Raw genomic sequence first — 25,954 nt, forward strand, 5'->3', positions numbered from 1 at the left:
GGAGTATCAAACGATGATTTATCGCGGCGCAGGCTGGCTCACGCTGTTCACTCCGGTGGCCATGGTGCTGTTGTTGATGGGGTTGTGGCCTGATCCCAGCGTCAAGCCAGGCAATGTCTCGCTGATGCAGTTCCTGATAGGCGCGGGTGTTGGCTCGGCGATCAACGTGGTGCTGGGCTTCGTGCTCAATCGGCATCCGCACGCTGATGGGGTGCGCCATCACTTCTTTTTCATGCCGATGCAGTGGCCGGCGCTGGTGATCACCGTGGTCTGTGCGCTGATCGCCCTGTTGAAATAAACCTACCGGCCGCTCGGCAAGGGCGGCCGCGTGTCGCGTTGTTCCAGATTGACGCGGAACGTGGTGTACGTGTCGCCATCGGCCAGGTAGAGGTTGCTTCGGTACACCTCGACTGCACCATCGAGTTTGATGTACAGGCCATTGGCGACCCGTTCGATCACTACATTCTGCAAGTCGGTGTCCGAAACCAGGAACGGTGGCTTCTTGCCCAGGCGCACCTTCATCACCTCGTCGCTGCTTTCGTAATCGTCTGCGTAGAACCGCAGGCTTTTGGGCTCCCCTGCGTTCCTCGCGCCTTGCACGATGTACACCCACTGCCCGGGTATGAACGCTTGCTTGAGGACTATTTGCGACGGGAATTGCGGTTTATGTACGAGCGCGTAAGCCAACAGCACTGCCAGGCAGGTTAGAAAGGCCCAACCGAGAAGCGTTTTGGTCCGTTGAGTCATCACTTTGCTCAGCTGTAGTCGAAGGTAAATAACACCAGGCCTTCAATCGGCTCGTAGAACATCACGATCAAGTCGGCCCCCGCGGTGCGGTAATGCCAGCCGGGCACGCTGGCGACGTGGAAAAACCGGTTGCCGGCCGGGCTCAAGGGATACACGTTGGAATCGCCACGGTCGGGGTCCAGTTCAATGATCTGCATCGGAAACTCCACCGATTCCACCCAGTTAGCCAAGCCGTCGACTTCGCCGCCCAGTTGGGTGACAAACTCCACCGCATCCAGCGGCTCGCCGTCTTCGCGCGCCAGTACCCCGTGGGTGTTGAACCGCTCGACCGTGCGGGCAAATGCGCGGTGTTGCTCAGCACAGTGACGCTCCAGGTCCGCCCGCGCGCCGGGGTGAGGGTCGGCCAGTTGCGCGTTGCCTGCATGGAGAAAGAAGTAGCGCGGGTCGCCGCATAGGCGGTATCGCCCCTGCTCAAGCTGAAATCCGATCCAGTTGGTTTTCAGCAGGTCACCGTGAAAGCCGTCCCATTCGGTCAGCTCGCCGACAAGACTCTCATAGGGCTCCAACGGGCTCAGCATGTGCACGACGCCCGACCATTCGGGATTCACCTGGCCTAGGTCAAGGCTGAAGAGCGGATGCAGATGCTTGGCCAGTTCCAGTTGATCGGCGACGAACACGTCTTCAATCGCCGGAAAGGGCTGCATGCCTGTGGGGATTTGGGTGAAGTCTTGGGAGAGCGTATTGGTCATGGGGTGTCTTCCTTGATCGTGGATATCAACGCAAAAAATCAGGTAACGGGCATGTTAACGCCATGCCCCTCGGGTAAGCGCGGTGCCGGGCAATTCCAACTGTATATACGCAATCACCGCGACCATTACTGCGCAAAACAGCCATTGGAGCGCACTCAGCCCGGCAATCCGATAGATCGCCTGCAACGGTCGCCGCCAGCGGTACTCATACTCGGCAGGTGCCCAGCGTGCCGGCTGGAGCACGCCGATCAAACCGGTCACTGCGTAGGTAGCAAGCCCCAACCACCCAAGCCATTGCCACACGACAAAACCCAGCGCTACTAATGGGCCGCCGTTGCGGATCACCCGATAGCGGCGGTCGGGGATCCATTTGCGGCGCACACACCAGCGGCTGACGCGTTGGTCGAGGTCTTGCAGGCTCTCGGCCATGACGGTCCAGTAGGTCAGCAGCCACTGGCCGACGCGGGCCATCAACCAGCCGCCCAGTAGGTATAGCGGCAGCATCAATAAGGTCGGGCCGAGTGCGAATCGGCTGGAGAGACTACCCAACGCCAGGCAGGTTGCAAGGACGGCGGTGGCTCGTTTCAGGCCGTGGCGGGTGGGGCGATAGCCGACGAGGGCCTGCCAGAACCACGGGTTGTGATTGGGGAACAAGCCCAGCAGGTCGGGGAACCGTGTGGAAAACGCTGCGGACAGTTGCTCGCAGGCCTGCCAGTCGGCTTCTCCGAACGTGGCGGCCAATTGCGCTTGCTGCGCGGGTTTTGCACACATCAAAAACAACGCCGCCGCACCCGGTTGTTGCGCCTGATCTCGCAACGCGTTCAGCCAGACGTATTGCTCGCTGCGCCGGACCAGGGCCTGCCACTGGGCTTGATCGATAGGCACCGCAGCGCCAGCGTCCCAGGCGAACAGCTGGCAGACCTGTTGGAAAAGAGTCAGCGACCAGCTTTCTTGCACCGTGAACAGGTGCAACACCTGCACCTGCAACGCCTGGTGATGGGTCAGGTCAACCAGCCAGCCCTGGCGGCATGCCCGTTCCAGTCGTTCGAAGAACGCTCGAGGCTGGGCGTCTGCCAGGTATTTTTCAAGGTCGTCGTACAGCGCGCACTTGAGTGCGTGGACCAGGCGTTGATGGGGAAAACCGCCGCTGTTTATTTGCTGCCATGGCGTGAGCCATTGGCGTTTTTCAATGCCCCAGGTCAACAGCGGTAGATGCCGGTCGGGTGCGTTGACGCAACGCTGGAACAGCAGTTGTTCAAAGTCGGCGGCACACCCTTGTGCCACGGCGCGGGCCCAGCATTCGTCGACTTTCCAGTCATCGAATTCGGCCAGCAGCGCCATCGCTTGTTCATACGCAGCAGGGGGGAGGGCGTGGGCGACGAGGCTGTCGCCGTCACGCAGTCGCTGCAACGCCCGCTCGTACGCTTCCCGCAGACGCTGGAAGGCGACGGGATCATCGTCCGGCCGCGTTACCTTGAGCAGCTTGGCGTACTGGCGTTTGAGGGTGCGCTCGTCAGGGCTGGCCAGCAGATCGTCCATGTTCAGCATCGCCAACCGTTCTTTCAGGGGGGAGGGCGATGATCACTGTTCCTGCGCGCTAAAAACAACCCCGCTGCTCACCGCTCCAATATCCATTCCACCCGGCGGTTATGCGCTCGCCCTTCCGTCAGGCGATTGATAGCGGGACTTATCAGGTCTGCGCGGATTCAGTGTGAGGGGAGCTAAGTCTGTGCGCCGGGCGCGCATTGCTGGGTGGGCTGCTGCATATATTTTGGATCGTGCGGGCTGATGACAGGAGTGGGCTATCTATGCATCTATCTATAGCTGCGCTGCTGCTGGTGTTGCGTTTACCACCGGTGATGCGCCGAATCCCACGGCTTATTGCGAAAAAAGCACCTTCTGCAACAAAAGCGTAATTAACGCTTGACCGCAGATTCTGGGAGCCTATAATTCGCCCCACTTCCGGCGCAGTCGAAACGGAAAACTCCTTGGTAAACAATGAGTTACGCAGTTTTCGGCAGTGAGTTGCTTCAGTTCATCGAAGCCAAAAGGAAGTTGAAAAAGAGGTGTTGACAGCAGCGTGTAACGCTGTAGAATTCGCCTCCCGCTGATGAGAGATCAGAAGCGCAAGTGGTTGAAGTTGTTGAAGAAATCTTCGAAAGCTTCTGAAAATAATCACTTGACAGCAAATGAGGCTGCTGTAGAATGCGCGCCTCGGTTGAGACGAAAGATCTTAACCAACCGCTCTTTAACAACTGAATCAAGCAATTCGTGTGGGTGCTTGTGGAGTCAGACTGATAGTCAACAAGATTATCAGCATCACAAGTTACTCCGCGAGAAATCAAAGATGTAACCAACGATTGCTGAGCCAAGTTTAGGGTTTCTTAAAAACCCAAAGATGTTTGAACTGAAGAGTTTGATCATGGCTCAGATTGAACGCTGGCGGCAGGCCTAACACATGCAAGTCGAGCGGTAGAGAGAAGCTTGCTTCTCTTGAGAGCGGCGGACGGGTGAGTAATGCCTAGGAATCTGCCTGGTAGTGGGGGATAACGTTCGGAAACGGACGCTAATACCGCATACGTCCTACGGGAGAAAGCAGGGGACCTTCGGGCCTTGCGCTATCAGATGAGCCTAGGTCGGATTAGCTAGTTGGTGAGGTAATGGCTCACCAAGGCGACGATCCGTAACTGGTCTGAGAGGATGATCAGTCACACTGGAACTGAGACACGGTCCAGACTCCTACGGGAGGCAGCAGTGGGGAATATTGGACAATGGGCGAAAGCCTGATCCAGCCATGCCGCGTGTGTGAAGAAGGTCTTCGGATTGTAAAGCACTTTAAGTTGGGAGGAAGGGCAGTTACCTAATACGTGATTGTTTTGACGTTACCGACAGAATAAGCACCGGCTAACTCTGTGCCAGCAGCCGCGGTAATACAGAGGGTGCAAGCGTTAATCGGAATTACTGGGCGTAAAGCGCGCGTAGGTGGTTTGTTAAGTTGGATGTGAAATCCCCGGGCTCAACCTGGGAACTGCATTCAAAACTGACTGACTAGAGTATGGTAGAGGGTGGTGGAATTTCCTGTGTAGCGGTGAAATGCGTAGATATAGGAAGGAACACCAGTGGCGAAGGCGACCACCTGGACTGATACTGACACTGAGGTGCGAAAGCGTGGGGAGCAAACAGGATTAGATACCCTGGTAGTCCACGCCGTAAACGATGTCAACTAGCCGTTGGGAGCCTTGAGCTCTTAGTGGCGCAGCTAACGCATTAAGTTGACCGCCTGGGGAGTACGGCCGCAAGGTTAAAACTCAAATGAATTGACGGGGGCCCGCACAAGCGGTGGAGCATGTGGTTTAATTCGAAGCAACGCGAAGAACCTTACCAGGCCTTGACATCCAATGAACTTTCTAGAGATAGATTGGTGCCTTCGGGAACATTGAGACAGGTGCTGCATGGCTGTCGTCAGCTCGTGTCGTGAGATGTTGGGTTAAGTCCCGTAACGAGCGCAACCCTTGTCCTTAGTTACCAGCACGTAATGGTGGGCACTCTAAGGAGACTGCCGGTGACAAACCGGAGGAAGGTGGGGATGACGTCAAGTCATCATGGCCCTTACGGCCTGGGCTACACACGTGCTACAATGGTCGGTACAGAGGGTTGCCAAGCCGCGAGGTGGAGCTAATCCCATAAAACCGATCGTAGTCCGGATCGCAGTCTGCAACTCGACTGCGTGAAGTCGGAATCGCTAGTAATCGCGAATCAGAATGTCGCGGTGAATACGTTCCCGGGCCTTGTACACACCGCCCGTCACACCATGGGAGTGGGTTGCACCAGAAGTAGCTAGTCTAACCTTCGGGAGGACGGTTACCACGGTGTGATTCATGACTGGGGTGAAGTCGTAACAAGGTAGCCGTAGGGGAACCTGCGGCTGGATCACCTCCTTAATCGACGACATCAGCTGCTCCATAAGTTCCCACACGAATTGCTTGATTCATTGAAGAAGACGATAAAGAAGCAGCCCGAAATTGGGTCTGTAGCTCAGTTGGTTAGAGCGCACCCCTGATAAGGGTGAGGTCGGCAGTTCGAATCTGCCCAGACCCACCAATTTTGTGTGGGAAACGCCTGTAGAAATACGGGGCCATAGCTCAGCTGGGAGAGCGCCTGCCTTGCACGCAGGAGGTCAACGGTTCGATCCCGTTTGGCTCCACCACTACTGCTTCTGTTTGTTGAAAGCTTAGAAATGAGCATTCCATTGTGATGATGGTGAATGTTGATTTCTAGTCTTTGATTAGATCGTTCTTTAAAAATTTGGGTATGTGATAGAAAGATAGACTGAACGTTACTTTCACTGGTAACGGATCAGGCTAAGGTAAAATTTGTGAGTGGCTCGAAAGAGTCAAATCGAATTTTCGGCGAATGTTGTCTTCACAGTATAACCAGATTGCTTGGGGTTATATGGTCAAGTGAAGAAGCGCATACGGTGGATGCCTTGGCAGTCAGAGGCGATGAAAGACGTGGTAGCCTGCGAAAAGCTTCGGGGAGTCGGCAAACAGACTTTGATCCGGAGATGTCTGAATGGGGGAACCCAGCCATCATAAGATGGTTATCTTACGCTGAATACATAGGCGTAAGAGGCGAACCAGGGGAACTGAAACATCTAAGTACCCTGAGGAAAAGAAATCAACCGAGATTCCCTTAGTAGTGGCGAGCGAACGGGGACTAGCCCTTAAGTGGCTTTGAGATTAGCGGAACGCTCTGGAAAGTGCGGCCATAGTGGGTGATAGCCCTGTACGCGAAAATCTCTTAGTCATGAAATCGAGTAGGACGGAGCACGAGAAACTTTGTCTGAATATGGGGGGACCATCCTCCAAGGCTAAATACTACTGACTGACCGATAGTGAACTAGTACCGTGAGGGAAAGGCGAAAAGAACCCCGGAGAGGGGAGTGAAATAGATCCTGAAACCGTATGCGTACAAGCAGTGGGAGCCCACTTTGTTGGGTGACTGCGTACCTTTTGTATAATGGGTCAGCGACTTATTTTCAGTGGCGAGCTTAACCGAATAGGGGAGGCGTAGCGAAAGCGAGTCTTAATAGGGCGTCTAGTCGCTGGGAATAGACCCGAAACCGGGCGATCTATCCATGGGCAGGTTGAAGGTTGGGTAACACTAACTGGAGGACCGAACCGACTACCGTTGAAAAGTTAGCGGATGACCTGTGGATCGGAGTGAAAGGCTAATCAAGCTCGGAGATAGCTGGTTCTCCTCGAAAGCTATTTAGGTAGCGCCTCATGTATCACTGTAGGGGGTAGAGCACTGTTTCGGCTAGGGGGTCATCCCGACTTACCAAACCGATGCAAACTCCGAATACCTACAAGTGCCGAGCATGGGAGACACACGGCGGGTGCTAACGTCCGTCGTGAAAAGGGAAACAACCCAGACCGTCAGCTAAGGTCCCAAAGTTATGGTTAAGTGGGAAACGATGTGGGAAGGCTTAGACAGCTAGGAGGTTGGCTTAGAAGCAGCCACCCTTTAAAGAAAGCGTAATAGCTCACTAGTCGAGTCGGCCTGCGCGGAAGATGTAACGGGGCTCAAACCATACACCGAAGCTACGGGTATCACGTAAGTGATGCGGTAGAGGAGCGTTCTGTAAGCCTGTGAAGGTGAGTTGAGAAGCTTGCTGGAGGTATCAGAAGTGCGAATGCTGACATGAGTAACGACAATGGGTGTGAAAAACACCCACGCCGAAAGACCAAGGTTTCCTGCGCAACGTTAATCGACGCAGGGTTAGTCGGTCCCTAAGGCGAGGCTGAAAAGCGTAGTCGATGGAAAACAGGTTAATATTCCTGTACTTCTGGTTATTGCGATGGAGGGACGGAGAAGGCTAGGCCAGCTTGGCGTTGGTTGTCCAAGTTTAAGGTGGTAGGCTGAGATCTTAGGTAAATCCGGGATCTTAAGGCCGAGAGCTGATGACGAGTTAACTTTTAGTTAACGAAGTGGTTGATGCCATGCTTCCAAGAAAAGCTTCTAAGCTTCAGGTAACCAGGAACCGTACCCCAAACCGACACAGGTGGTTGGGTAGAGAATACCAAGGCGCTTGAGAGAACTCGGGTGAAGGAACTAGGCAAAATGGCACCGTAACTTCGGGAGAAGGTGCGCCGGTGAGGGTGAAGGACTTGCTCCGTAAGCTCATGCCGGTCGAAGATACCAGGCCGCTGCGACTGTTTATTAAAAACACAGCACTCTGCAAACACGAAAGTGGACGTATAGGGTGTGACGCCTGCCCGGTGCCGGAAGGTTAATTGATGGGGTTAGCTAACGCGAAGCTCTTGATCGAAGCCCCGGTAAACGGCGGCCGTAACTATAACGGTCCTAAGGTAGCGAAATTCCTTGTCGGGTAAGTTCCGACCTGCACGAATGGCGTAACGATGGCGGCGCTGTCTCCACCCGAGACTCAGTGAAATTGAAATCGCTGTGAAGATGCAGTGTATCCGCGGCTAGACGGAAAGACCCCGTGAACCTTTACTATAGCTTTGCACTGGACTTTGAATTTGCTTGTGTAGGATAGGTGGGAGGCTTTGAAGCGTGGACGCCAGTCTGCGTGGAGCCAACCTTGAAATACCACCCTGGCAACTTTGAGGTTCTAACTCAGGTCCGTTATCCGGATCGAGGACAGTGTATGGTGGGTAGTTTGACTGGGGCGGTCTCCTCCTAAAGAGTAACGGAGGAGTACGAAGGTGCGCTCAGACCGGTCGGAAATCGGTCGTAGAGTATAAAGGCAAAAGCGCGCTTGACTGCGAGACAGACACGTCGAGCAGGTACGAAAGTAGGTCTTAGTGATCCGGTGGTTCTGTATGGAAGGGCCATCGCTCAACGGATAAAAGGTACTCCGGGGATAACAGGCTGATACCGCCCAAGAGTTCATATCGACGGCGGTGTTTGGCACCTCGATGTCGGCTCATCACATCCTGGGGCTGAAGCCGGTCCCAAGGGTATGGCTGTTCGCCATTTAAAGTGGTACGCGAGCTGGGTTTAGAACGTCGTGAGACAGTTCGGTCCCTATCTGCCGTGGACGTTTGAGATTTGAGAGGGGCTGCTCCTAGTACGAGAGGACCGGAGTGGACGAACCTCTGGTGTTCCGGTTGTCACGCCAGTGGCATTGCCGGGTAGCTATGTTCGGAATAGATAACCGCTGAAAGCATCTAAGCGGGAAACTAGCCTCAAGATGAGATCTCACTGGAACCTTGAGTTCCCTGAAGGGCCGTCGAAGACTACGACGTTGATAGGTTGGGTGTGTAAGCGCTGTGAGGCGTTGAGCTAACCAATACTAATTGCCCGTGAGGCTTGACCATATAACACCCAAGCAATTTGCTTGCTTCGAGCTGAAAAGCGAAAGAGCACCAGATTGCGGTGTGTGAAGACGAAATGAACCGAAAGTTCGACTCTTGCAAACACCGAAAGCTATCACATACCCAATTTGCTGAAGCGAGGCCAACTGGCCACGACTCAGTCCCCGAATTTCTTGACGACCATAGAGCATTGGAACCACCTGATCCCATCCCGAACTCAGTAGTGAAACGATGCATCGCCGATGGTAGTGTGGGGTTTCCCCATGTGAGAGTAGGTCATCGTCAAGATTAAATTCCGAAACCCCATTTGCGAAAGCAGATGGGGTTTTGTTTTGGGCGGGCGGAAAGTGCGAGGACGGATCAGGGCGAGCTCTCGAATATCCTCAGGGGCGGCGGGCCTGAACTGGCCTAATGATTTTGAACACTTCAATCGGGCGCTATATTGGTACCCAAGTCTGAGGTGTTTGGATACTTCGCCAAAAAGTGCGCCTTTATCAAGCAGCGCACGGGCGACTACTCGATTCGACGGCTTTGCCTGACGCTGATAGTGCATCCCGGTGGTTATTACAGCGTGGCGGTCTGAGCCGCAATCTATACGCGCCAAAGACGACCAGCGACTGCTGGGTTTGGTCAAGCATTCCTGGCTGGAGAGCGGCGGCGTTTACGGCTATCGCAAAATCCATGACGATCTGCGCTAGGTCTGTGAGGATTGTGGTGGTCATTGTGTGGCTAGGCTGATGCGTCTTTAAGGTATGCGTTCTCAGACAGGTTATCGACGCCGCCCCGGAAAGTGCGGCGGTAAGCCAGCGGTAGCATTACCCAATTTGTTGAAGCGCCAGTTCGATGTCTTGGAATCCAACAGGGTTTGGGTCACTGACATCACCTACATTCGTACGTATGAAACAACGTAAAACGCCGCCATGGTTTCAACAATCAGCTGCCATCGGTAGAGTTTGAAAAGCGTTACGCAGTGAGCTTGCAAGGTGTCTAGAGAATCCGGGGCGATTCACACTGATTGAGAAGGCGCGGGATGACCGGCAAATAGTTAGGATTATTTTTGCCGTCCGAGTTCGGACGATCAATCGCATCTTGAACGTCAAGGATAACAATCAGGATAGGGGCGGATTGGTCCTTCATCTCATCTCCTTTGGGTAGGGCGGCAGGCCGAGTGTGCTGAGACGAGCCTCAACCAACAGTTGATTGCACTCGAAACCTGCCTACAGCTCTTTGCGAAGCCCTCCATAATGAATCTCAAGCTTATGCAAGTTGAGTTCGGCAGACGCTTACCGATACGCGCACTGCCTGATGCGGAACATTTGCCAGGATTCCTACCGGATATTGCCTTCTACCTAAGCTAGAAATCTCTCAATGATCGAGCCTGGGTGTTGCCGACGCCTCGGCGTAGCCCAAATTCGTCCAATCGATAAGGCCGATATCGTAATTCGAGATTCGCGCGTTGGCTTATGCGTGATGGGAGGTGAGCGAGAGTGGGCTTTCGATGTCATCACAAGGCTTCTGGGGCGGGGCGTGAGCGCGCTCAACGATCTTTAAGGCTTGTAACTATCTTGTGGGCTGGTTTTGTCTGTTCTCGCCTTCTGGGCACCTTTGCCGGCCTCTGGCGACGTGACTTCACTTTTCCACAGACGAAAAAAAAGACCTTGAAATTCAAGGTCTTTTTTTAAGATGGTGCCCCGAGGGAGACTCGAACTCCCACTCCTTTCGAAAACGGATTTTGAATCCGCCGCGTCTACCAATTCCGCCATCAGGGCTCAATGGCGGCGAAGTATAGAGATGAGATTACCGTTGGTCAATCACGTTTCATGGTCTATTTTCACTATTTCCGCTAAACTTCCCGGCCCTGCTAGACGAACCCCATCATGCGCGTTTCTGACTTTACTTTTGAACTCCCTGATTCGCTGATCGCACGCCACCCTTTGGCCGAGCGTCGCGCCAGCCGACTGCTTACCCTGGAAGGGGTCAGCGGTGCCCTCGCACACCGTCAATTCACTGATTTGCTTGAGCATTTAAACCCAGGCGACTTAATGGTATTCAACAACACCCGCGTAATTCCTGCGCGGTTGTTTGGCCAAAAAGCCTCCGGCGGCAAGCTGGAAATTCTGGTGGAGCGCGTGCTGGACAGCTATCGCGTGCTAGCCCATGTGCGCTCCAGCAAATCACCGAAGCCGGGTTCGAGCATTCTGATCGAAGGCGGCGGCGAAGCCGAGATGGTGGCGCGCCATGATGCATTGTTCGAGCTCAAGTTCGCCGAAGAGGTTCTGCCTCTGCTGGAGCGCGTCGGCCATATGCCGCTGCCTCCCTATATCGACCGCCCTGATGAAGACTCGGACCGCGAGCGCTATCAGACGGTGTACTCCCAGCGCCTAGGCGCGGTTGCCGCGCCAACGGCCGGACTGCATTTCGACCAGCCGCTGCTGGATGCGATTGCGGCCAAGGGCGTCGAGACGGCCTATGTGACCCTGCACGTGGGGGCCGGCACCTTTCAGCCGGTGCGTGTGGATAACATCGAAGACCACCATATGCACAGCGAGTGGCTGGAAGTCAGCCAGGAAGTTGTCGATGCGGTATCTGCGTGCAAGGCTCGTGGCGGGCGTGTAGTCGCAGTGGGTACCACCAGCGTGCGCTCCTTGGAGAGCGCGGCGCGTGATGGTGTGCTCAAACCGTTCAGTGGCGACACCGATATATTTATCTTCCCAGGCCGGCCGTTCCACGTCGTCGATTGCCTGGTCACCAATTTCCATCTGCCGGAATCCACGCTCTTGATGCTGGTGTCGGCATTTGCCGGTTACCCGGAAACCATGGCGGCTTATCAAGCGGCCATCAATAATGGGTACCGTTTTTTCAGCTACGGTGATGCGATGTTTATCACCCGTAACCCGGCGCCACGCGGCCCAGAGGAAACCTTATGAGTCGTATGTCGTTTGAATTATTGGCCACCGACGGCAAAGCCCGTCGCGGTCGCCTTACTTTCCCTCGCGGTACGGTAGAGACGCCGGCGTTCATGCCGGTTGGCACCTACGGCACCGTAAAGGGCATGCTGCCCCGTGACATCGTCGCCACCGGTGCCGAGATCATTCTTGGTAACACCTTCCACCTGTGGCTGCGTCCGGGCACGGAAGTGATCAAGAAGCACGGCGACCTGCACGATTTCATGAAGTGGCAAGGCCCAATCCTCACCGACTCCGGTGGTTTTCAGGTGTTCAGCCTGGGCGCCATGCGCAAGATCAAGGAAGAGGGCGTAACGTTCGCCTCGCCGGTGGATGGTTCCAAAGTATTCATGGGGCCGGAAGAGTCGATGCAGGTACAGCGCGACCTGGGTTCCGACATCGTGATGATTTTCGACGAGTGCACGCCTTACCCGGCCGATGAAGATGTCGCGAGAATCTCCATGGAGTTGTCGCTACGTTGGGCTCAGCGGTCGAAGAACGCCCACGGTGATAACACCGCTGCGCTGTTCGGTATCGTCCAGGGCGGTATGCATGAAAGCTTGCGTAAACGCTCGCTTGAAGGCCTCGACAAAATCGGGTTCGATGGCCTGGCCATCGGCGGTTTGTCGGTAGGCGAACCCAAACACGAGATGATCAAGGTGCTGAACTACTTGCCAGGCCTGATGCCCGCTGACAAACCTCGTTACCTTATGGGCGTTGGCAAACCGGAAGATCTCGTAGAGGGTGTGCGCCGCGGTGTGGACATGTTCGATTGCGTGATGCCAACCCGTAATGCCCGCAATGGGCATCTGTTTATCGATACAGGCGTGCTGAAGATCCGTAACGCGTTCCATCGCCATGATGATTCGCCGCTGGATCCCACCTGTGATTGCTACACCTGCCAGAACTTCTCCCGTGCTTATCTGCACCATCTGGACAAATGCGGGGAAATGCTGGGTAGCATGTTGAATACCATCCACAATTTGCGTCACTACCAAGTCCTGATGGCTGGTTTGCGCGAGGCTATTCAACAGGGTACATTGGCCGCCTTCGTCGATGCCTTCTATGCCAAGCGCGGGCTCCCTGTGCCGCCCTTGGACTGAGTTTTCCGACCCTAAGATTCACTATTTGCAACTGGAGTGCTAAATGAGCTTTTTTATCTCTAACGCCATGGCTGACGCCGCTGCGCCTGCTGCTGCCGGCCCTATGGGCGGTGGTTTCGAGTGGATTTTCCTGGTCGGCTTCCTGGTCATCTTCTACCTCATGATCTGGCGTCCACAGGCCAAGCGTGCCAAAGAGCAGAAAAACCTGCTGGGCAGCCTGCAGAAAGGTGACGAAGTTGTGACCACTGGCGGTATCGCCGGCAAGATCACCAAGGTTTCCGACGCTTTCGTGGTTCTGGAAGTCTCCGACACTGTAGAAATGAAGTTCCAGAAGGGCGCCATCGCCGCCACGCTGCCAAAAGGCACGCTCAAAGCGATCTAAGTAACAACCTTTACCAATCGACGGGGCGCGCAAGGCGCCCCGCGTTATAAGCGGGCGGCGTGATGCTGAACAAATACCCTCTGTGGAAATACGTACTGATCCTGGCGGTGCTGGCGATCGGTTTTATTTATTCCGCTCCCAATCTCTATCCTGATGATCCGGCGATCCAGATCACTGGCGCCAGCACTTCGTTGCAGGTCAATCAGGCTGACCTGGAACGCGCGAGCAAGGCTCTGAACGACGCGGGTATCCAAGTTAAAGCGGCAACATTGGCGGCTGGTGCGAAGGGCGGCTTGTTGCGCCTGACCAAGCAAGAAGACCAATTGCCGGCCAAAGACGTCGTGCGCAAGGCCATGGGTGACGACTACGTCGTTGCGCTGAACCTGGCACAGACCACGCCGCAATGGCTGCGCAGCATTGGCGCGCACCCGATGAAGTTGGGTCTGGACTTGTCCGGCGGTGTGCACTTCCTGCTGGAAGTCGACATGGACAAAGCCCTCGACGCACGCCTGAAAGTCTATGAGGGCGATGTGAAGAGCCTGCTGCGCAAAGAAAAGTTGCGTTATCGCAGCCTGCCGCAGCTCAACGGCGCCATCCAGTTGGGCTTCTCAGACGAAGCTTCCCGCGAACAGGCCCGTGCGCTGATCCGCAAGAACTTCAACGATTTTGACATCGTACCGGCTGACCTGAACGGTCAGGCCGTGCTGCGTCTTGCAATGAGCCCGGCCAAGATCGCCGAAATCCGCGAGTATTCCATCAAGCAGAACTTGACCACGGTACGTAACCGCGTCAACGAGCTGGGCGTGGCCGAGCCGATCGTTCAGCGCCAGGGCGCCAACCGCATTGTGGTTGAGCTGCCAGGCGTGCAGGACACCGCTGAAGCCAAGCGTATCCTGGGTAAAACTGCCAACCTGGAATTCCGTCTCGCAGCTGAGCCAGGCGCTTCCCGCGCGACTTCCGAGGAGTTCGAATTCCGTGAAGGCAATCGTCCGCCGGCGCAAATCGAGCGTGGTTTGATCATCACGGGTGATCAGGTGACCGACGCCAAGGCCGGGTTCGGCGAGCACGGCACACCTGAAGTTAACATTCGCCTGGATGGTCACGGCGGCGAACTGATGAGCCGCGCCACGCGCAGCAACGTCGGTCGCAGCATGGCGGTGATCTTCATTGAGCAGCGTCCTGTTACTACCTACACCAAGCAGATCGTCAACGGCGTCGAGAAAGACGTGCCGGTGCAGACCTTCAAGGAAGAGAAGAAGATCATCAGCCTGGCGACCATCCAGTCGCCGCTGGGTGCTCAGTTCCGTATCACTGGCCTGAACGGCCAGGGTGAATCCTCGGAGCTGGCACTGCTGCTGCGTGCTGGTGGCCTGGCGGCGCCGATGTACTTCGCTGAAGAGCGCACCATCGGCCCAAGCCTGGGTGCAGACAACATCACCAAAGGCGTGGACGCTGCACTGTGGGGCATGTTGTTCGTGTCGCTGTTCATCATCGCCATCTACCGCTTCTTCGGCATCATCGCTACCGTAGCCCTGGCGGGCAACATGGTGATGCTGCTGGCTTTGATGTCGCTGCTGGGCGCTACGCTGACCTTGCCGGGTATCGCCGGTATCGTACTCACCATGGGTATGGCGGTAGATGCCAACGTGCTGATCTTCTCGCGGATACGTGAAGAGATCGCCGCAGGCATGACTGTGCAGCGCGCAATCAACGAAGGCTTCGGCCGGGCATTTACCGCGATTCTCGACTCCAACCTGACCACATTGCTGGTTGGCGGGATTCTCTTTGCCATGGGCACCGGCCCTGTCAAAGGTTTTGCGGTGACCATGTCCCTCGGTATCTTTACCTCGATGTTCACGGCCATCATGGTGACCCGCGCAATGGTCAACCTGATCTTTGGCGGGCGTGACTTCAAGAAGTTGTGGATTTAAGGGGCTGCCATGTTACGTACAATCAACTTCATGGGCGTTCGCAACATTGCGTTCGGCGTCACTGTGCTCCTTACCGTTCTGGCGTTGTTCAGCTGGTTCCATAAGGGCCTGAACTACGGTTTGGATTTCACCGGGGGTACGCTCATTGAGCTGACCTACGAGAAGCCGGCCGACGTTACCTTAGTGCGCAACGAGCTGGTAAAGGCCGGTTATCACGAGGCCGTGGTGCAGAGCTTTGGTGCGACCACCGACCTGCTGGTGCGCATGCCAGGCGAAGATCCGCAACTGGGTCACCAAGTAGCCGAAGCCTTGCAAAAGGTTGGCGGCGACAATCCCGCGTCGGTCAAGCGCGTCGAGTTTGTCGGCCCGCAAGTAGGTGAAGAGCTGCGCGACCAAGGCGGCCTTGGCATGCTGATGGCACTCGTCGGCATCATGATTTACCTGGCTTTCCGCTTTCAGTGGAAGTTCGGTGTCGGCGCGATTGTGTCGCTGATCCACGACGTGATCGTGACCGTAGGTATTCTGGCGTACTTCCAGATAACCTTCGATCTGACCGTACTGGCCGCTGTGCTGGCGATTATTGGTTACTCGCTCAACGACACAATCGTGGTATTCGACCGGGTTCGTGAGAACTTCCGCGTATTGCGCAAGGCGACGTTGATCGAGAACATCAACATCTCCACCACTCAGACCCTGCTGCGTACCATGGCGACATCAATCTCCACTTTGCTGGCGATTGCTGCGCTGATGATCTTCGGCGGTGACAACTTGTGGGGCTTCTCCCTGGCGCTGTTTATCGGCGTTCTGGCGGGTACTTACTCGTCGATCTACATCGCCAACGTTGTGCTGATCTGGTTGAACCTCAACAGCGAAGACTTGATCCCTCCAGCCGCGACTGGCAAGGAGGTCGACGACCGCCCTTAATGAGCGCTTGTTGATCTGCTGTTACAAGAAAGGCACGAGTATTGAACTCGTGCCTTTTTTTTTGCTCCAAGGCTGGGTATAGCGCGGATCTTTCGGTCCGTTTGTGATGGTCAGGAGGTTCAACGTGAACAAGTCGTTACTGGTTGGTGCGGTATTGGGTGCTGTCGGTGTAACTGCCGGGGGTGCTGTCGCCACCTACAGCCTGGTAAAAAGCGGCCCTGAGTATGCGCAAGTGCTGGCGGTGCAGCCGGTAAAAACCCAGATCAAGACCCCTCGCGAAGTCTGTAAGGATGTCGCAGTTACTCGGCAGCGACCGGTGCAGGATCAACACCAGATCGCAGGTACCGTTGTGGGTGCATTGGCGGGTGGTTTGCTAGGTAATCAGATCGGTGGCGGTAACGGTAAGAAGCTAGCGACGGTAGCCGGTGCGGTCGGTGGTGGTTATGCCGGTAACAAGGTTCAAGAGGGTATGCAGAATCGCGATACCTACACCACCACACAAACGCGTTGTAACACCGTCAACGACATCAGCGACAAGGTAGTCGGCTATGACGTGCGTTACACCTTGGATGGTAAGGAAGGCTCGGTGCGGATGGATCGTGATCCGGGTGGCCAGATTCCGGTCGATAAAGAAGGTCGTTTAGTGTTGGGTCAAAACCAGCAATAATTTGAGGCTTGTCATAGTTGAAGGTGTGAGAGGGGGCTTGCTCTTGATGTGGGCGCATCGGTTAATGAGTCTGTAACTGAGCTGCTGCCATCGGAGGCAACATCCCTTTCACATTGATTGGTAGCGTTGCTGGTATTCAAGTTCGCACCAAATCGCAGGCATAAAAAAAAGCACCCCGAAGGGTGCTTTTTTTTATGCTCGCTAGCTTAGCGCTTCAGCGAGGCTGGCAGGTGTGGCTGTATAGCCGTCAGCACTGCCTTGAAGCATTTGGTGTTGCCAGCAACGACGTGGCCTTTTTCCAGGAAGTCGTGACCACCGGTGAAGTCGCTCACCAAGCCACCGGCTTCCTGGATTAGCAGAGCGCCTGCAGCCATGTCCCACTCGGACAGGCCTGACTCCCAGAACGCATCAAAACGACCGGCAGCAACATAGGCCAGGTCCAGGCTGGCTGCGCCAGCGCGACGGATGCCTGCGGTCTGGCCAACCAGGGCGCGGAACATGCCCAGGTAGTTTTCCAGGTTGTCCATCTGGTCGTCACGGAATGGGAAGCCGGTACCCAGCAGGGCGCCGTCGAGACTGGTGCGGCCGCTGACGCGCAGGCGACGACCGTTCAGTTGGGCGCCACGGCCACGGCTGGCGGTGAATTCTTCCTGGCGAACCGGGTCGAGGACGACGGCATGTTCCAGGCGGCCACGGTATTTGCAGGCGATGCTTACTGCAAAGTGGGGGATGCCGCGCAGGAAGTTGGTGGTGCCATCCAGTGGGTCGATGATCCACAGGTAGTCTTCGCCTTCGCCGCTACCTTTATGCAGGCCGGTTTCCTCACCCAGGATGCCGTGGGTAGGGTAAGCCTTGCGCAGTGCGTCGATGATTTTCTGTTCGGCGGCGCGGTCTACCTCGGATACATAATCCTTGGCGTCTTTTTCGTCGACCTTGATGGTATCCAGGCGCTCGATGGAGCGGAAAATCAATTCACTGGCGCTGCGGGCGGCGCGCAGCGCGATATTCAGCATGGGCTGCATGGATGTGTCACCTAAGGTTGTTAAAGAAAGCCGAGCATTCTAGCAGAAACTTTCTTCAGGTGAAGGACGACGTTAGCTTTCATGGCATAACCTTAGGCTGTTCTGTAAGATTTGCTCCCCTTTCCCATGTCCGAGAGCGCCTCCCTTGCTGCAAAACATTCGTGTCGTCTTGGTCAATACCAGTCATCCCGGCAATATCGGTGGGGTGGCGCGTGCCATGAAAAACATGGGGCTGACGCGCCTGGTGCTGGTCGAACCGCGCGTGTTCCCGCATCACGAGGCCGATGCCCGTGCATCCGGTGCCAATGACATCCTTGAAAAAGCCCAGGTCGTCGCCACCCTGGAGGATGCTTTGGTCGGCTGCAATCTGGTGCTCGGCACCAGTGCCCGTGATCGTCGCATCCCCTGGCCTCTGCTGGATCCCCGTGAATGCGGCGGTAAAGTGGTGGAAGAGGCTGCTGGTGGCGCTGAAATCGCCTTAGTGTTTGGTCGTGAAGACTCCGGCCTCACCAATGAGGAGCTGCAGCGATGTCACTACCATGTGCACATTCCATCGGACCCTGAATTCAGTTCACTGAACCTCGGGGCTGCGGTGCAGGTGCTGACTTACGAAGTGCGCATGGCGTGGCTGGCAGCTGCCGGTCAGCCAAGCAAAATGGAAAAGGAAGAGGTTGCGTCGACCAAAAGTGGCGAGCTGGCCACCATGGATGAGCTGGAGCGGTTTTATGAGCACCTGGAGCAAACCCTGGTGGCTATCGAATTCCTTGACCCTGACAAGCCGCGGCACTTGATGGCGCGCCTGCGTCGGTTGTACGGGCGCAGTTCGGTAAGCCGGGCGGAAATGAATATATTGCGTGGCATCCTCACGGAAACCCAAAAAGCGGCCCGTGGCGAGCTTCTTAAGCGGAAGGATTAAAAATGTTCGAGCGTTTGCGAGAAGATATCCAGAGTGTTTTCCACCGTGACCCGGCGGCCCGCAACGCCTTTGAAGTGCTGACCTGCTATCCGGGTATGCACGCGATCTGGATTCATCGGCTATCCGGCGCCTTGTGGGGCATGGGCTGGAAATGGCTGGCGCGACTGGTGTCGAACTTCGGCCGCTGGTTGACGGGTATCGAGATTCATCCGGGGGCCAAGGTTGGGCGCCGTTTTTTTATCGATCATGGAATGGGTATCGTCATCGGTGAAACTGCTGAGATTGGCGACGATGTCACGCTCTATCAAGGTGTGACGTTGGGCGGCACTAGCTGGAACAAAGGCAAGCGCCACCCAACGTTGGGCGATGGCGTGGTGGTAGGGGCCGGCGCCAAAGTGCTAGGGCCGTTCACTGTAGGTGCTGGCGCTAAGGTTGGCTCCAATGCGGTCGTGACCAAGGCTGTACCGCCTGGCGCAACCGTGGTGGGTATTCCGGGCCGAATCATCGTCAAGCCGGACGTTGGCGATGAGCAGGAAGCAAAGCGCAAGGCAATGGCCGAGAAGATCGGCTTTGATGCCTATGGAGTCAGTGAAGACATGCCTGATCCGGTCGCGCGCGCCATCGGCCAGTTGCTTGACCACTTGCAGGCGGTGGACGGGAAGCTGGACGGTATGTGCGGCGCGCTGAAGGAGCTGGGCAGCAGCTACTGTGCGAAAGAACTGCCCGAACTGCGCGAAGAGGACTTCGCAGAGATCAAGGACGAAGCTGCGACGAAGACTGGTTGAGGTCTTCCAGGCACTGAAAGTCACCTGTGGGAGGGGGCTTGCTCTCGATAGCGGTTTGTTAGTCGTTCCCTGCGTGGGCTGGTCCGCTGCTATTGGGAGCAGTTGCCTCCTGCATCTTGACCTCCATTGGTCTCGGAGTAGCCGCTAGGCCCTGTTCCCGCTGTTCGTCCCCACCCCATCCTGCTATGATTCGCGCGCCCTTTTTACGGGTAATCCTGACTAAAGTACTAGGTCTTATAGTTGACTTAAATACTCGGGAATCGCATACTTGCCCACATTCTGAAACACCTTGGTAATTGTCCATGAGACTGACTACAAAAGGCCGATACGCGGTGACTGCCATGCTCGACCTGGCTCTGCACGCGCAAACTGGGCCGGTGTCCCTGGCCGATATCTCCGAGCGCCAAGGAATTTCCCTGTCCTATCTTGAGCAACTGTTCGCCAAATTGCGCCGTAGCAATCTGGTCTCCAGCGTGCGTGGGCCAGGTGGCGGCTATCAGTTGTCCCGCGATATGCAGGGCATTCAGGTGGCCCAGGTAATCGATGCGGTCAACGAATCCGTCGACGCGACCAAATGCCAGGGCCTGGGTGACTGCCATGCAGGCGACACCTGCCTGACGCACCATTTGTGGTGTGACTTGAGTCTGCAGATCCATGAGTTTTTGAGTGGTATCAGCTTGGCTGATCTTGTGACTCGCCGTGAGGTACAAGAAGTAGCCCAGCGTCAGGACCAGCGCCGTTGCAACACTAAGGTGCCGCGTCTGGACAAGATTGAAGCGTCCGCCGTCGAGTGACAGCCGAAGAGCTAACGGCACGCCAGCCAGCCTGATTTAGGAGAAAGTCCATGAAATTGCCGATTTACCTTGATTACTCAGCGACCACCCCGGTTGATCCGCGTGTCGCGCAAAAGATGAGCGAGTGCCTGCTGGTCGACGGAAACTTCGGCAACCCGGCCTCCCGTTCCCATGTATTCGGCTGGAAAGCCGAGGAAGCGGTCGAGAATGCTCGTCGCCAAGTCGCCGACCTTGTTAATGCCGACCCGCGCGAAATCGTCTGGACTTCCGGCGCCACTGAGTCCGACAACCTGGCAATCAAGGGCGCGGCGCATTTCTACGCGACCAAAGGCAAGCACCTGATCACCACCAAGATTGAGCACAAGGCTGTCCTCGACACCATGCGTCAACTGGAGCGTGAAGGTTTCGAAGTTACCTACCTTGAGCCGACCACCGACGGTATCGTCACCCCGGCCATGATTGAAGCCGCGCTGCGTGAAGACACAATCTTGGTTTCCGTGATCCACGTAAACAACGAAATCGGCACCATCAACGACATCTCGGCCATCGGCGAGCTGACTCGCTCCAAGGGCATTCTGTTGCACGTTGACGCTGCTCAGTCCACCGGCAAGGTTGATATCGACCTGTCCAAGCTGAAAGTTGACCTGATGTCGTTCTCGGCCCACAAGACCTACGGGCCTAAAGGTATCGGTGCGCTGTACGTGAGCCGTAAGCCACGCGTGCGCATCGAAGCCACCATGCACGGCGGTGGTCACGAACGCGGCATGCGTTCTGGCACCCTGGCGACCCACCAAATCGTAGGCATGGGCGAAGCCTTTCGTGTGGCCAAGGAAGACATGGCTGCCGAAAACGTGCGCATCAAGGCCCTGAGCGATCGCTTCTACAAGCAGGTCGAGAACCTTGAAGAGCTGTACATAAACGGCAGCATGACCGCCCGCGTACCGCATAACTTGAATTTGAGCTTCAACTACGTCGAAGGCGAGTCGCTGATCATGGCGCTCAAGGACCTGGCGGTTTCGTCCGGTTCGGCCTGCACCTCGGCCTCTCTTGAGCCTTCGTACGTACTGCGCGCCCTGGGCCGTAACGACGAACTGGCACATAGCTCGATCCGCTTTACGTTCGGCCGCTTCACCACCGAAGAACAAGTCGACTACGCCGCGCAGAAAGTCTGCGAAGCCGTCAACAAGCTGCGCGTTCTGTCGCCGCTGTGGGACATGTACAAAGACGGTGTCGATATTTCCAAGATCGAGTGGGCGGCACACTAACTATAGAAGCCGCCACCCAAGCTCTGTAGGAACGTGGCGGAAAACGCAGGCGTTTTTACAGGGTTCCAGAGCGGCCCTGATGAGTGAGGATTCAGTACCATGGCTTACAGCGAAAAGGTCATCGACCACTACGAAAACCCGCGCAACGTCGGCAAGATGAACGCGGAAGATCCTGATGTCGGCACCGGCATGGTCGGCGCTCCGGCGTGCGGCGATGTGATGCGCCTGCAGATCAAAGTCAACGAAGCTGGCGTCATCGAAGATGCCAAGTTCAAGACTTACGGTTGCGGTTCGGCCATCGCCTCCAGTTCTCTGGCAACCGAATGGATGAAAGGCAAGACTCTGGATGAGGCTGTGACTATCAGCAACACCCAGTTGGCCGAAGAACTGGCCCTGCCGCCAGTGAAAATCCACTGCTCCGTACTCGCAGAAGACGCCATCAAGGCGGCCGTTCGCGACTACAAGCAGAAGAAAGGCTTGATCTAAGCATTTGGCGACGAGTAAGGAGTCAACGATGGCTATCAGCATGACAGAAGCGGCTGCGCAGCATATTCGCCGCTCCCTGAATGGGCGCGGTAAAGGTGAGGGGATTCGTCTGGGTGTTCGCACCACGGGCTGTTCCGGCCTTGCCTACGTGCTGGAGTTTGTCGACGAGGTGGTTGAGGAAGATCAGGTGTTCGAAAGTCACGGAGAGAAAGTGATCATCGATCCTAAAAGCCTGACCTACCTGGACGGCACCGAACTCGATTTCGTCAAGGAAGGGTTGAACGAGGGCTTCAAGTTCAACAACCCCAACGTACGCGGTGAGTGTGGCTGCGGCGAAAGCTTCAACATCTGAGGCTATTCGTGGGTACTCCTTGTCATTTCGCTTTATTCGAGCTGCAGCCGAGCTTTCGGCTGGACCTTGAGCAGCTTGCCACGCGCTACCGAGAGTTGGCGCGTGGGGTGCATCCGGACCGCTTCGCTGACGCTTCCGAGCGTGAGCAGCGCCTGGCCCTGCAGCAGTCGGCCAGCCTCAACGAGGCCTATCAGACACTGAAGAGTCCGCCAAAGCGCGCGCGTTACCTGCTTGCCATGAACGGCGGCGAGTTGCCGATTGAAGTCACGGTTCACGATCCCGACTTCCTGATGCAGCAAATGCAGTGGCGCGAAGAGCTCGAAGACCTACACGACGAGGCCGATGTGGCCGGTGTCGCCGTCTTCAAGCGCCGTCTGAAAGTGGCCCAGGATGAGCTCAACGAAAGCTTCGCAGCCTGTTGGGATGATGCAGCGCAACGTGAACAGGCTGAACGCCTGATGCGGCGTATGCAGTTCCTCGAAAAGCTCACCTACGAAGTGCGCCAGCTAGAAGAGCGCCTCGACGATTAACCCAGTGCTGCCCGTGATGCACGCCTGATAGACAGATAAGACCTGATTACCATGGCATTACTGCAAATCGCCGAACCCGGCCAAAGCCCTCAACCGCACCAGCGTCGTCTGGCGGTCGGGATTGACCTGGGCACCACCAATTCCCTGGTCGCTGCTCTGCGCAGTGGCCTGTCCGAACCGCTGCCGGACGCTGATGGCCAAGTCATCCTGCCCTCGGCCGTGCGCTATCACGCTGATCGCACCGAGGTCGGTGAGTCTGCCAAGTTGGCGGCATCTAGCGATCCTTTGAACACTGTGCTGTCTGTCAAGCGCTTGATGGGGCGTGGCTTGTCCGACGTCAAGCAGCTCGGCGACCAACTGCCGTATCGCTTTGTCGGCGGCGAATCCCACATGCCTTTCATCGATACTGTCCAGGGGCCGAAAAGTCCGGTGGAAGTGTCGGCTGATATTCTCAAGGTGCTGCGCCAGCGCGCAGAAACGACCTTGGGCGGCGAATTGGTCGGTGCAGTGATCACGGTTCCCGCTTATTTCGACGACGCACAGCGTCAAGCCACCAAGGATGCGGCGAAGCTTGCCGGCCTCAACGTGCTGCGCCTGCTCAACGAGCCGACTGCTGCTGCTGTGGCCTACGGTTTGGACCAGCACGCCGAAGGTCTGGTTGCCATTTATGACTTGGGCGGCGGCACTTTTGATATTTCGATCCTGCGCCTGACCGGCGGTGTGTTTGAGGTGCTGGCTACTGGTGGCGACAGCGCGTTGGGCGGCGATGACTTCGACCACGCGATCGCAGGCTGGATCATCAGCAGTGCCGGCTTGTCCGCGGACTTGGATCCAGGCGCACAGCGCAACTTGCTGCAAACTGCTTGTGCCGCTAAAGAAGCGCTGACTGATGCTGCCTCTATTGACGTGTCTTACGGCAACTGGTCGGCACCGCTGACGCGCGAAGCCTTTGATGCCTTGATCGAACCAATGGTCGCCCGCAGCCTCAAGGCGTGCCGTCGCGCCGTACGTGATTCCGGTATCGAGTTGGAAGACGTCGGTGCCGTGGTCATGGTGGGGGGGTCGACCCGTGTGCCGCGTGTTCGTGGGGCAGTTGCCGAGGCTTTTGGTCGCGAGCCACTGACCGAAATCGACCCCGATCAAGTAGTCGCCATCGGCGCAGCGATCCAGGCAGACACCTTGGCCGGCAACAAGCGCGATGGTGGCGAACTGCTGCTCCTCGACGTGATTCCGTTGTCCCTGGGGCTGGAGACTATGGGCGGCTTGATGGAGAAGGTGATTCCGCGCAACACCACCATCCCCGTCGCCCGCGCCCAGGACTTCACCACTTATAAAGACGGCCAGACGGCCATGATGATTCATGTGCTGCAAGGCGAGCGCGAGCTGATCAGTGACTGCCGCTCCCTGGCGCGTTTCGAATTGCGTGGTATCCCTGCAATGGTAGCCGGTGCTGCGAAAATTCGTGTGACCTTCCAAGTCGACGCCGACGGCCTGCTTAGTGTCGCGGCCCGTGAGCTGGGGTCTGGTGTTGAAGCCAGCATCCAGGTGAAGCCTTCCTACGGCCTCACCGACGGCGAAATCGCCAAGATGCTCAAGGACTCGTTCCAGTACGCCGGTGACGACAAGGTCGCCCGTGTGCTGCGCGAACAGCAAGTGGATGCGCAGCGCCTGCTTGAAGCGGTGCAGGGCGCCCTTGAGGCTGACGGCGAACGCCTGCTGGATGCCGAAGAGCGCATGGTCATCGACCTGCAGATGCATGAATTGGCCGAACTGATGAAAGGCACTGATGGTTATGCTATCGAGCAACAGACCAAGCGCTTGTCGCAAGTGACCGATGCCTTTGCCGCCCGCCGTATGGACCAGACGGTAAAAGCCGCCCTGGCGGGACGCAACCTGAATGAAATCGAGGAATAATTAATGCCGCAGGTCATTTTTCTGCCACACGCCGAGCATTGTCCGGACGGTATGGTTGTGGAGGCTGAGACCGGCAAGTCCATCCTCGAAGTTGCCCATGACAACCACATCGAGATCGAAAGCGCTTGTGGTGGCGTGTGCGCCTGTACCACTTGTCACTGCATCATTCGCGAGGGTTTCAATTCGCTTGAAGAAGCCGACGAGCTGGAAGAGGACTTTCTCGATCGTGCCTGGGGCTTGGAAGCGCAATCGCGTCTAAGCTGTCAGGCAAGGGTGGGAACTGAGGACATCACTGTCGAAATTCCGAAATATTCGCTCAACCATGCGGCCGAAGCGCCGCATTGATTCAAGGAACTGTCATGAGCCTGAAATGGGTTGATGTACAAGAAATCGCTATACAACTTGCTGAAGCTCATCCTGAGGTCAATCCTCTTACCGTGAACTTCGTCAAACTGCGTGATCTCGTAATGGCGCTGCCGGAATTCGATGACATCCCGGATCGGGGTGGCGAAAAGGTTCTGGAGGCGATTCAGGGCCTGTGGATCGAAGAAGCAGACTGAGCCGCCTTTTACGCAGTTAGGCAATACCCAATAACCCGCGTATAATTCGCGGGTTTAATTTTTCGTAAATTACCGTTTCTGGAGTTACACCATGGCTGTTCAACGTACTTTCTCCATCATCAAGCCTGACGCTGTTGCAAAAAACGTCATCGGCGAGATCACCACTCGTTTCGAAAAAGCCGGCCTGAAGGTTGTAGCTTCGAAACTCAAGCAACTGTCCAAGGCTGAAGCTGAAGGCTTCTACGCTGAGCACAGCGCTCGTGGCTTCTTCGGCGACCTGGTTGCCTTCATGATCTCCGGTCCTGTTGTTGTTCAGGTTCTGGAAGGCGAAAACGCTATCGCTCTGAACCGTGAGCTGATGGGCGCTACCAACCCTAAAGAAGCTGCTGCCGGCACTATCCGTGCTGACTTCGCTGAATCCATCGACGCCAATGCTGTACACGGCTCGGACTCCGAAGCTGCCGCTGCTCGCGAAATCTCGTACTTTTTCGCTGCTACTGAAGTAACCGCTCGCTAAGCATTGGCTTAAAGAGTGAGGG

The 25,954-nt window shown here is 56.3% G+C and carries 23 protein-coding genes, 3 tRNA genes, 3 rRNA genes and 2 pseudogenes; 25 read left to right on the forward strand and 6 right to left on the reverse strand.

Going from position 1 to position 25,954, the window contains the following annotated elements; translation table 11 throughout:
• Positions 1 to 13 precede the first annotated feature (13 nt).
• Positions 14 to 298: a hypothetical protein gene (locus AB4N82_RS15020; RefSeq protein ID WP_032885648.1), complete on the forward strand. Its 285-nt coding sequence runs from the start codon at positions 14 to 16 to the stop codon at positions 296 to 298.
• A gap of 2 nt (positions 299 to 300) precedes the next feature.
• Here AB4N82_RS15020 and AB4N82_RS15025 read toward each other — a convergent pair whose 3' ends face one another.
• Genes AB4N82_RS15025 through AB4N82_RS15035 form a run of 3 tightly spaced genes read right to left on the reverse strand, consistent with a single transcriptional unit; the run spans position 301 to position 3,035 of the window.
• Positions 301 to 747, reverse strand: coding sequence for a hypothetical protein (locus AB4N82_RS15025; protein WP_099602184.1), 447 nt, complete (start codon positions 745 to 747; stop codon positions 301 to 303).
• A gap of 8 nt (positions 748 to 755) precedes the next feature.
• A complete protein-coding gene (locus AB4N82_RS15030) occupies positions 756 to 1,496 on the reverse strand; it encodes a hypothetical protein (RefSeq protein WP_099602183.1) in 741 nt (246 codons plus the stop codon).
• A gap of 54 nt (positions 1,497 to 1,550) precedes the next feature.
• Entirely contained in the window at positions 1,551 to 3,035 is a 1,485-nt protein-coding gene (locus tag AB4N82_RS15035) for a hypothetical protein (RefSeq protein ID WP_460102074.1), read from the reverse strand.
• A gap of 215 nt (positions 3,036 to 3,250) precedes the next feature.
• Between AB4N82_RS15035 and AB4N82_RS15040 the strand changes: the two are divergent.
• From AB4N82_RS15040 to AB4N82_RS15070, 7 genes and pseudogenes are all read left to right on the forward strand, one after another.
• Positions 3,251 to 3,412, forward strand: a pseudogene (locus AB4N82_RS15040) (protein-methionine-sulfoxide reductase heme-binding subunit MsrQ); the annotation flags it as partial.
• Positions 3,413 to 3,900: 488 nt separating this feature from the next.
• Positions 3,901 to 5,437 (forward strand): 16S ribosomal RNA (locus AB4N82_RS15045).
• Positions 5,438 to 5,520: 83 nt separating this feature from the next.
• Positions 5,521 to 5,597: transfer RNA gene (locus AB4N82_RS15050), tRNA-Ile, on the forward strand.
• 30 nt (positions 5,598 to 5,627) lie between these two features.
• A tRNA-Ala gene (locus AB4N82_RS15055) sits at positions 5,628 to 5,703 on the forward strand.
• A 247-nt stretch (positions 5,704 to 5,950) separates the two neighbouring features.
• Positions 5,951 to 8,842 (forward strand): 23S ribosomal RNA (locus tag AB4N82_RS15060).
• A gap of 169 nt (positions 8,843 to 9,011) precedes the next feature.
• A 5S ribosomal RNA gene (gene rrf, locus AB4N82_RS15065) occupies positions 9,012 to 9,127 on the forward strand.
• The 16S, 23S and 5S rRNA genes sit together here with 2 tRNA genes alongside, the layout of an rRNA operon.
• A gap of 193 nt (positions 9,128 to 9,320) precedes the next feature.
• Positions 9,321 to 9,741 (forward strand): annotated as a pseudogene (locus AB4N82_RS15070) (IS3 family transposase); the annotation flags it as partial.
• A gap of 85 nt (positions 9,742 to 9,826) precedes the next feature.
• Here the strand turns inward: AB4N82_RS15070 and AB4N82_RS15075 are convergent.
• Positions 9,827 to 9,976, reverse strand: a complete 150-nt coding sequence (locus AB4N82_RS15075; protein WP_241089549.1) for a hypothetical protein — start codon at positions 9,974 to 9,976, stop codon at positions 9,827 to 9,829.
• A gap of 547 nt (positions 9,977 to 10,523) precedes the next feature.
• A tRNA-Leu gene (locus AB4N82_RS15080) sits at positions 10,524 to 10,608 on the reverse strand.
• A gap of 108 nt (positions 10,609 to 10,716) precedes the next feature.
• Between AB4N82_RS15080 and queA the strand changes: the two genes are divergently transcribed.
• From queA to AB4N82_RS15110, 6 genes are all read left to right on the forward strand, one after another.
• Positions 10,717 to 11,766, forward strand: a complete 1,050-nt coding sequence (gene queA, locus AB4N82_RS15085; RefSeq protein ID WP_099602713.1) for a tRNA preQ1(34) S-adenosylmethionine ribosyltransferase-isomerase QueA — start codon at positions 10,717 to 10,719, stop codon at positions 11,764 to 11,766.
• A 5-nt stretch (positions 11,767 to 11,771) separates the two neighbouring features.
• Entirely contained in the window at positions 11,772 to 12,887 is a 1,116-nt protein-coding gene (gene tgt, locus AB4N82_RS15090) for a tRNA guanosine(34) transglycosylase Tgt (protein WP_163034935.1), read from the forward strand.
• Between the two features lie 43 nt (positions 12,888 to 12,930).
• The gene (yajC, locus tag AB4N82_RS15095; protein ID WP_003175975.1) at positions 12,931 to 13,269 is read left to right on the forward strand and encodes a preprotein translocase subunit YajC; all 339 of its coding nucleotides are present in this window, start codon (positions 12,931 to 12,933) and stop codon (positions 13,267 to 13,269) included.
• A gap of 62 nt (positions 13,270 to 13,331) precedes the next feature.
• Complete coding sequence (secD, locus tag AB4N82_RS15100; protein WP_032890673.1) at positions 13,332 to 15,200, forward strand: protein translocase subunit SecD; 1,869 nt, start codon at positions 13,332 to 13,334, stop codon at positions 15,198 to 15,200.
• 9 nt (positions 15,201 to 15,209) lie between these two features.
• Complete coding sequence (secF, locus tag AB4N82_RS15105) at positions 15,210 to 16,124, forward strand: protein translocase subunit SecF (RefSeq protein WP_032890676.1); 915 nt, start codon at positions 15,210 to 15,212, stop codon at positions 16,122 to 16,124.
• 124 nt (positions 16,125 to 16,248) lie between these two features.
• Complete coding sequence (locus AB4N82_RS15110; protein ID WP_032890678.1) at positions 16,249 to 16,791, forward strand: glycine zipper 2TM domain-containing protein; 543 nt, start codon at positions 16,249 to 16,251, stop codon at positions 16,789 to 16,791.
• Positions 16,792 to 16,997: 206 nt separating this feature from the next.
• On the opposite strand, the gene suhB is transcribed toward AB4N82_RS15110, so the two are convergent.
• Positions 16,998 to 17,813 carry a type III secretion system regulator SuhB gene (gene suhB, locus AB4N82_RS15115; protein WP_003175971.1) on the reverse strand — a complete coding sequence of 272 codons (816 nt, stop codon included), beginning with the start codon at positions 17,811 to 17,813 and terminating at the stop codon, positions 16,998 to 17,000.
• A 145-nt stretch (positions 17,814 to 17,958) separates the two neighbouring features.
• On the opposite strand from suhB, the gene trmJ reads away from it, so the two are divergent.
• The 11 genes from trmJ (at position 17,959) to ndk (ending at position 25,932) form a co-directional block, all read left to right on the forward strand.
• Positions 17,959 to 18,729 (forward strand): tRNA (cytosine(32)/uridine(32)-2'-O)-methyltransferase TrmJ, encoded by a 771-nt coding sequence (gene trmJ / locus AB4N82_RS15120; protein ID WP_122753173.1) that lies wholly within the window; start codon positions 17,959 to 17,961, stop codon positions 18,727 to 18,729.
• Positions 18,730 to 18,731: 2 nt separating this feature from the next.
• Positions 18,732 to 19,514, forward strand: a complete 783-nt coding sequence (gene cysE, locus AB4N82_RS15125) for a serine O-acetyltransferase (protein WP_122763851.1) — start codon at positions 18,732 to 18,734, stop codon at positions 19,512 to 19,514.
• Positions 19,515 to 19,816: 302 nt separating this feature from the next.
• On the forward strand, positions 19,817 to 20,308 hold the full coding sequence (gene iscR, locus AB4N82_RS15130) for a Fe-S cluster assembly transcriptional regulator IscR (RefSeq protein ID WP_122763850.1): 492 nt from the start codon (positions 19,817 to 19,819) through the stop codon (positions 20,306 to 20,308).
• A gap of 50 nt (positions 20,309 to 20,358) precedes the next feature.
• A complete protein-coding gene (locus tag AB4N82_RS15135; RefSeq protein WP_032890684.1) occupies positions 20,359 to 21,573 on the forward strand; it encodes an IscS subfamily cysteine desulfurase in 1,215 nt (404 codons plus the stop codon).
• Between the two features lie 99 nt (positions 21,574 to 21,672).
• The gene (gene iscU / locus AB4N82_RS15140) at positions 21,673 to 22,059 is read left to right on the forward strand and encodes a Fe-S cluster assembly scaffold IscU (RefSeq protein ID WP_003209682.1); all 387 of its coding nucleotides are present in this window, start codon (positions 21,673 to 21,675) and stop codon (positions 22,057 to 22,059) included.
• 28 nt (positions 22,060 to 22,087) lie between these two features.
• Complete coding sequence (gene iscA / locus AB4N82_RS15145) at positions 22,088 to 22,411, forward strand: iron-sulfur cluster assembly protein IscA (RefSeq protein WP_003209680.1); 324 nt, start codon at positions 22,088 to 22,090, stop codon at positions 22,409 to 22,411.
• An 8-nt stretch (positions 22,412 to 22,419) separates the two neighbouring features.
• Complete coding sequence (gene hscB / locus AB4N82_RS15150) at positions 22,420 to 22,941, forward strand: co-chaperone HscB (protein ID WP_122763849.1); 522 nt, start codon at positions 22,420 to 22,422, stop codon at positions 22,939 to 22,941.
• Between the two features lie 51 nt (positions 22,942 to 22,992).
• Positions 22,993 to 24,855 (forward strand): Fe-S protein assembly chaperone HscA, encoded by a 1,863-nt coding sequence (gene hscA / locus AB4N82_RS15155; protein WP_032890687.1) that lies wholly within the window; start codon positions 22,993 to 22,995, stop codon positions 24,853 to 24,855.
• A gap of 3 nt (positions 24,856 to 24,858) precedes the next feature.
• Positions 24,859 to 25,200, forward strand: a complete 342-nt coding sequence (fdx, locus tag AB4N82_RS15160; RefSeq protein ID WP_099602716.1) for an ISC system 2Fe-2S type ferredoxin — start codon at positions 24,859 to 24,861, stop codon at positions 25,198 to 25,200.
• Between the two features lie 14 nt (positions 25,201 to 25,214).
• On the forward strand, positions 25,215 to 25,415 hold the full coding sequence (iscX, locus tag AB4N82_RS15165) for a Fe-S cluster assembly protein IscX (RefSeq protein WP_032890702.1): 201 nt from the start codon (positions 25,215 to 25,217) through the stop codon (positions 25,413 to 25,415).
• A gap of 91 nt (positions 25,416 to 25,506) precedes the next feature.
• On the forward strand, positions 25,507 to 25,932 hold the full coding sequence (gene ndk, locus AB4N82_RS15170; protein ID WP_003175956.1) for a nucleoside-diphosphate kinase: 426 nt from the start codon (positions 25,507 to 25,509) through the stop codon (positions 25,930 to 25,932).
• Positions 25,933 to 25,954: the final 22 nt, after the last annotated feature.

Source organism: Pseudomonas sp. H1_D04 (assembly GCF_054683855.1).